The organism is Fretibacterium fastidiosum, from assembly GCF_000210715.1.
Lineage (GTDB): Bacteria > Synergistota > Synergistia > Synergistales > Aminobacteriaceae > Fretibacterium > Fretibacterium fastidiosum.
Genome location: NC_021038.1, coordinates 1,173,221 through 1,178,760 on the forward strand (window position 1 = coordinate 1,173,221; position 5,540 = coordinate 1,178,760).

6 protein-coding genes are annotated in these 5,540 nt (G+C 70.8%); 2 read left to right on the forward strand and 4 right to left on the reverse strand.

From position 1 onward, the window contains the following. The 4 genes from SY1_RS05405 to SY1_RS05420 form a co-directional block, all read right to left on the reverse strand. Positions 1-719: bifunctional heptose 7-phosphate kinase/heptose 1-phosphate adenyltransferase (locus tag SY1_RS05405; protein ID WP_243440592.1), on the reverse strand; the 719-nt coding region annotated here is incomplete at its 3' end. Positions 720-926: 207 nt separating this feature from the next. Further along, positions 927-2,279, reverse strand: coding sequence for a UDP-glucose dehydrogenase family protein (locus SY1_RS05410; protein WP_015556418.1), 1,353 nt, complete (start codon positions 2,277-2,279; stop codon positions 927-929). A gap of 14 nt (positions 2,280-2,293) precedes the next feature. After that, positions 2,294-3,652, reverse strand: a complete 1,359-nt coding sequence (locus SY1_RS05415; RefSeq protein ID WP_015556419.1) for a class III extradiol ring-cleavage dioxygenase family protein — start codon at positions 3,650-3,652, stop codon at positions 2,294-2,296. Between the two features lie 84 nt (positions 3,653-3,736). Beyond that, positions 3,737-4,228, reverse strand: a complete 492-nt coding sequence (locus SY1_RS05420) for a metal-dependent hydrolase (protein WP_208872979.1) — start codon at positions 4,226-4,228, stop codon at positions 3,737-3,739. Between the two features lie 524 nt (positions 4,229-4,752). Here SY1_RS05420 and SY1_RS05425 point away from each other — a divergent pair. Together SY1_RS05425 and SY1_RS05430 are read left to right on the forward strand one after the other, a co-directional pair. Continuing rightward, on the forward strand, positions 4,753-4,938 hold the full coding sequence (locus tag SY1_RS05425; RefSeq protein WP_015556420.1) for a hypothetical protein: 186 nt from the start codon (positions 4,753-4,755) through the stop codon (positions 4,936-4,938). Between the two features lie 20 nt (positions 4,939-4,958). Next, the gene (locus tag SY1_RS05430) at positions 4,959-5,402 is read left to right on the forward strand and encodes an HAD family acid phosphatase (protein ID WP_208872980.1); all 444 of its coding nucleotides are present in this window, start codon (positions 4,959-4,961) and stop codon (positions 5,400-5,402) included. Positions 5,403-5,540 lie beyond the last annotated feature (138 nt).

Here is a 5,540-nt window from a genome sequence, read left to right on the forward strand (position 1 = left end):
GCCTCATTGGCCATGCAGGAGGCCCGCTCCGCGTCAAAGCCCGCGGCGTTGAGGGCGGCCAGCATGGCGATGACGGTGTCCCCCGCGCCGCTGACGTCGAAGACCCCCACCGGATGGGCCCGGATGCGGCGGACGGCCTCCGGCCCCAAAAGCGTCATTCCGCGGGAGGACCGCGTCACCAGGAGCCATTTCAGGCCGTTCTTCCGGCGGACCTTCTCGCCGACCTCCGCCACCGTCTTCGGATCGTTGCGGACGTGGCGTCCCCAGGTGGCGCTCAACTCCCCCAGGTTCGGCGTGGCCAGCGTCGCACCGCGGTACTTGGACCAGTCCACCCCGCGGGGGTCCACCAGCACGTGGGCGCCCCGTTCGGCCGCCATGGAGATGACGCCCTGGCACAGCTCCGGCGTGCAGTACCCCAGGCCGTAGTCGGACAGGATCACCGTGCGCACGCCACCGTCGATGGCCTTGCTCAGGAAGGCCAGCGCGTTCTCCACGCCCTCCGGAGGCAGGGGCTCAACATCCTCGAAGTCGAATCGGGCCAGCTGCTGCCCACCACAGATCAGCCGGGTCTTCACCAGGGTGGGGGTCCGGCGCGGCCAGAGCCGGGGCTCGATCCTGAAGGACTGCACGTGCCCCCTCACCTTCTGGCCGAAGGCGTCGTCGCCCACCATGCCCGCAAGCCAGACGCGGCACCCGATCCCCCGGAGGTTCGCCGCCACGTTCCCCGCGCCCCCCCAGGTTGTCGGCGGCGGCCCGCGTGTCGCACACCACGACGGGAATGGGGGCCTCGCGGGACACGCGACGGGTGGACCCCGTGAGGTAGCGGTCCAGAACGATGTCGCCCAGGACAGCCACGGAGGTTTCCGCCGCCCTGCCGCTGCGCAGGAACTCTCCCAGCGCGCGCTGGGGCTGAAACGGCGCGGACACTAGAGCGCCCTCCCCGCCGGGCCGGAGGCGGCCAGAACGGGCGGGCGCCCGACGGAGAGGTAGTCGAAGCCGGCCCGCTCCATCTCCTCGCGGGAGTAGACGTTGCGCCCATCGACGACGATCGGCGTGCGCAGGAGCGACCGGAGCCGGACGAAGTCCGGCTGGCGGTAGAGGTCCCACTCCGTGACCACGGCCAGGGCGTCCGCGCCCCGCGCCGCCTCGTAGGGGTCCGGAACGTAGGTCACGTTGGGCAGGTCCCCCAGCGCCGCGCGCGTCTCCTCGATGGCGCGGGGGTCGCTGGCCCTGACGGAGGCCCCGGCGGCCAGGAGCCCGTGGATCAGGACCTGGGCCGGCGCCTCACGGGTGTCGGAGGTCTTGGGCTTGAAGGCCAGGCCCCACAGGGCGATCACGCGGCCCGACAGGTCCCCCAGGCGCCCGCGGAGCTTTTCCAGCAGGAGCCCCTTGGCGCGCGTGTTCACCTCGTCCACGGCCGTCAGGAGGTTCGGCTCGTAGCCCGTCGCCCTGGCGAAGTCCCGAAGCGCCCGCACGTCCTTGGGGAAGCAGGAGCCGCCGTAGCCGCAGCCCGCCCGCAGGAACTTCGATCCGATGCGGTCGTCCCGCCCCATGGCCTGGCGCACGCTCTCCACGTCCGCCCCCACGCGGCTGCAGATGCAGGCCATCTCGTTCATGAAGGAGATGCGGGTCGCCAACATGGCGTTGGCCGCGTACTTCGCCATCTCCGCCGAGGCGATGTCCATGAAGAGCAGCTTCGAGGGCTCCAGGAAGGAGTAGATGCGCCTCAGGGTCTCCGCGGCCTCCGGCGAGTCCGCGCCGAGGACCACGCGGTCCGGCTCCACGAAGTCCCGCAGCGCCGCCCCCTCCCGCAGGAACTCCGGGTTCGAGGCCATGTTCAGCGCGTGCCGGGCCCCCCGCGCCTCGAGCTCCTCCCGAATCCAGTCCCGGACGCGGGCGTTCGTCCCCACGGGGACGGTGGACTTCACCACGGTCAGCAGGCCGCCCGACATGCCGCGCCCGACGCTGCGGGCCGCTCCCTCGACGAAGGAGAGGTCCGCGCTGCCGTCCGGGGCCGAGGGCGTCCCCACCGTGATGAAGCAGACATCCGCCCCTTCCAGAGCCTCCGCCGCCTCCGTCGTGAAGGAGAGGCGCCCCTCGGCGGCGTTGCGCGCCATCATCTCGTCCAGCCCGGGCTCGTAGAAGGGGACCCGCCCGCTGCGGAGCGCCGCCACGCGCTCCCCGTTCGTATCCACGCACGCCACCGTACTGCCGTATCGGGCGAGGCAGGTCCCCGTCACAAGGCCCACGTACCCGGTGCCGATCACCGCAAGCTTCATCTGACGACCCCATTTCAAGTTGTTATGACAAAATCGGAAGGCGGCCCGTCACCGCATCCTGCTCTCGATACCGCGTCACGCCGAAGCGCTGGAGCGCGACGCCCTCCAGGCTGCCGAGGCCGGCCTTTCGGGCCGCGATCTCCACCTGCTGCTCCGCGGTGTCCACGCCCTCCAGGTCCGGCAGCAGCACGCCGCGCCGCCAGCCCTTCGACACGATGACGCCCCAGAGCCTGGGGTCCAGCTGCTCCACGCCCTCGACGGGCTCCGGATCCGACAGCATCCACCGACAGGCGGACGCCCTCCAGCTCCTCCGCCGTCATGGGGGGGAAGCGCGGGTCCCGCGTCGCGGCCGCCACGGCGTTCTCGATGATCTCGCGGTCCAGCGTCGCCTGCGACGGCGCGAGGGTCCCGATGCAGCCGCGGAGGGCGCCCCGACTCGTCTTGATGGAGACGAAACACGCCGCGGTCCGCCCCCACAGCGGCGAAGCGCACACGTCGCTGCCCCTCTCCGGCAGGGGCCTGCCGGAGAGGAGGCGCGTCACCGTCTCCCGCGCCAGGCGGACGGGGGCGGGGACCGGAGCGTCCCACGCCGCGGTGCAGTAGCCTACGCCGAAGGGTCCCTCGTAGGAGAGCACCCTCGCCGTGCCGCCCAGGGCCTCCATGAGGCCCAGCATCGCCAGGACGGACCACAGCCCGCACTGGCCGGCCTCATTGATCGTCTTGAGTTTGAGGGCGAAGATCGGCGCCGCAGAGCCCCGACGCAGGGCCTCGAGCACCGCGTCGTCGAAGGCGCGCCCCGCCTCCGGGGCGTAGCCCGAAGGGGCGGAGGGGATCAGGCGGTGCGACAGGTCGCCGCTGGCCAGCAACGCCCAGGACCGACCGTCGTCGAAGTCCGCCAGAGCCCGTCCCATGTCGAAGGCCCCCCGCGGCGAGAGCCCCGTCGGCGAGGCCGTCAGCGTCGCCGGAAGGCCTCCCCAGGCGCGGCGCAGGAAGTGGAGGGGGACCATGGTCCCCTGATCCGACGAGAGGTCGGGCAAGGACCGGTAGGAGATCGGGATGCCGCGGGGCGTCAAAAAGCCTCCCAGCACCTCTCGGTCCTCCGCGGGGGAGCGGAACCCCATCCGCACCTGCGGGGCCCCGAAGGCCGCGAAGGACCCCTCGGGTTCCGGGGCCGCGTTGAGGCCCAGGGCGCACGGCGCGCAGGGCTGATGCGGGGAGAGGACCAGCAGGACCTCCGGCGCCCGGCCTCGCACCGCCTCCGCCACCCGACCAAGACCGGCGAGCGTTTCCGCCGCCTCCGACTCTCTGCCCCGCCCCACCTCCGGGACGAGGATGGGAGGGTGCGGCATGAGGACCGACCATATCCACGGCATGAAAAAGACCTCCTGACCTTTTTGAGATGGGAGTTCACGGGGGGCGCTCCGTCCGCCGCCACTCTGCGGGCCGAGCGGTTCCGTCTAGAGGAGCCCCGAGCGCGCAGCCCAAGCTCCCAGGGCCGTAGCCGACAGGAAGAACGTGACGGCCATCTCCCCCGGACTGAGCTCCCCCGGCCTGGGAGAGGTCCTGAAGAGGTGCGCTCCGAAGGTCCTTCGCCAGGGCAGGAGAAAGGGCACCTTGCCGCAGCAGGCGTCCATCGCGATGTGCAGCAGGCCCCCCGCCAGCCAGAATCCGGCGCAGGCCCACAGGTCCCCCGACTCCCCCTCCGTCAAACCCGCCAGGGTCGGCGTCCGCCACCCCGCGCGGTTCAGGCACAGGAGGGAGAGCACAAGCCACGGGACGAACCAGTGCGTGAACCTCCGGTGCCAGCGGTTCCTGTTTCGCCCCCACAACAGCCACTCGCTGGAGTCCGGAAAGGTGGCGCCCAGGAGGGCGCAGAGGGCCGCGGGCAGGGAGCAGGTGACGGCCCCCACCAGCGTGAAGTTCACGATGCGGTGTCCGTGGCCCGTCACAGGGGTTCCTCCTTCCAACTCAATCTCGTGTCCAAAGGCGAGACGCGAACGGAGTTCGCCCGCCACCGCCTTCCACGCCCGCCGCGGCGGGGCCGACGCCCTCGCGTTCACGGCTCCGGCGCACCGTGACGCTTCGCCGCGGCCGCCCCAAAAATTCCCCCTCGTGGTATAGTTATACCATACCGCAGTCCAGCAAGGCAGCATTTTTATACTTCATTTTTATACTTTAAGGAGGATCTTACCATGAAGATTGGGGAAGACAGGAAGTACCTGAGGACCCTCGCGTGGTGGGGCGTCGTCGCCCTCGTCGCGACCCTGCTCGTCATCCGGGCCAAAACGCAGGCCCCGACGCCCCGGGCCGACGCAGACAAGCCGGTCGAGGCCGCCGCTCCCGCCCCGGTTCCCGTCGTTTCTGAGCGTGAGGTCGCCGACCAGTCCCTCACGGCCGTCCTCTGGACGAGGACCTCCGCCGAGTACCGCGCGCTGTGCCATCAGGCCTACAACGCAGCGCTGGAGCGCATCCGATGGGCCTTCGTCAGCCGCCGGAGGGAGGACAGCCCCCTGGCCCTCGTCGTGGACTGTCCGGGGCGATCCTGGACCGCAGCCGCTCCATGGCGGACCGCCTCATCGAGGGGAAGCTCCCTGACGGAACGGAGGGCTGGGACGGCCTCGCCTCGGAGGACCTTCTGCCCGGCGCCTGGACCTCCTGAAGGCCGCGGACGAGTTGGGCGTGGCGATCTTCTACGCGACGAACCGTCCCCTCGAGACGCAGGAGCAGGTTGACGAGGCCTTGAAGGGGCTTCAGGCCCTGGGCCTGCCCCAGGCCGGGGAGGACCACCTGCTGGCCCGCACCAGCGGAGCGGAGCCCCTCGACAAGATGCCCCGCTTCGCAAAGGTCGCTGAGGAGTACGACATCGTCCTCTACCTGGGGGACAGCGTCGACGACCTGCCCCTGGACCTGGAGGACAAGTCGGCCGCAGAGCGCTGCAGCGCCGTGGACCAGGAAGGGGAGCGCTTCGGCACGTCCTTCATCCTGATCCCCAACCCGGCCGGCAGCGAGTGGGAACGGTCCCTCGGCACCGCCTCCTCCTCCCCCGCCGGACCGGGACAGGGCGCGCAGGGAGGCGCTGCGCCAGTCGTTGACGGTCCCCAACGATTGACCGGCGTTCTTTGAAAGCTCTAAATTTTTGAAAGCTCTAAAAGCGACAGGCGCCCCGCTTTGAAGGGCGCCTGTCCTTCGAGTTTCGTCGGCAGCCGTTCGCCCTTGCTCACGGGCCGTCGGTTACGCCCCTGCGGGGCAGCCCCCCTTCCA

Coding starts and splice junctions, on each gene's coding strand:
- SY1_RS05425 (WP_015556420.1), top strand. CDS start 4,753: ATGGGCCTTCGTCAGCCGCCGGAGGGAGGACAGCCCCCTGGCCCTCGT.
- SY1_RS05410 (WP_015556418.1), bottom strand. CDS start 2,279: ATGAAGCTTGCGGTGATCGGCACCGGGTACGTGGGCCTTGTGACGGGG.
- SY1_RS05415 (WP_015556419.1), bottom strand. CDS start 3,652: ATGCCGTGGATATGGTCGGTCCTCATGCCGCACCCTCCCATCCTCGTC.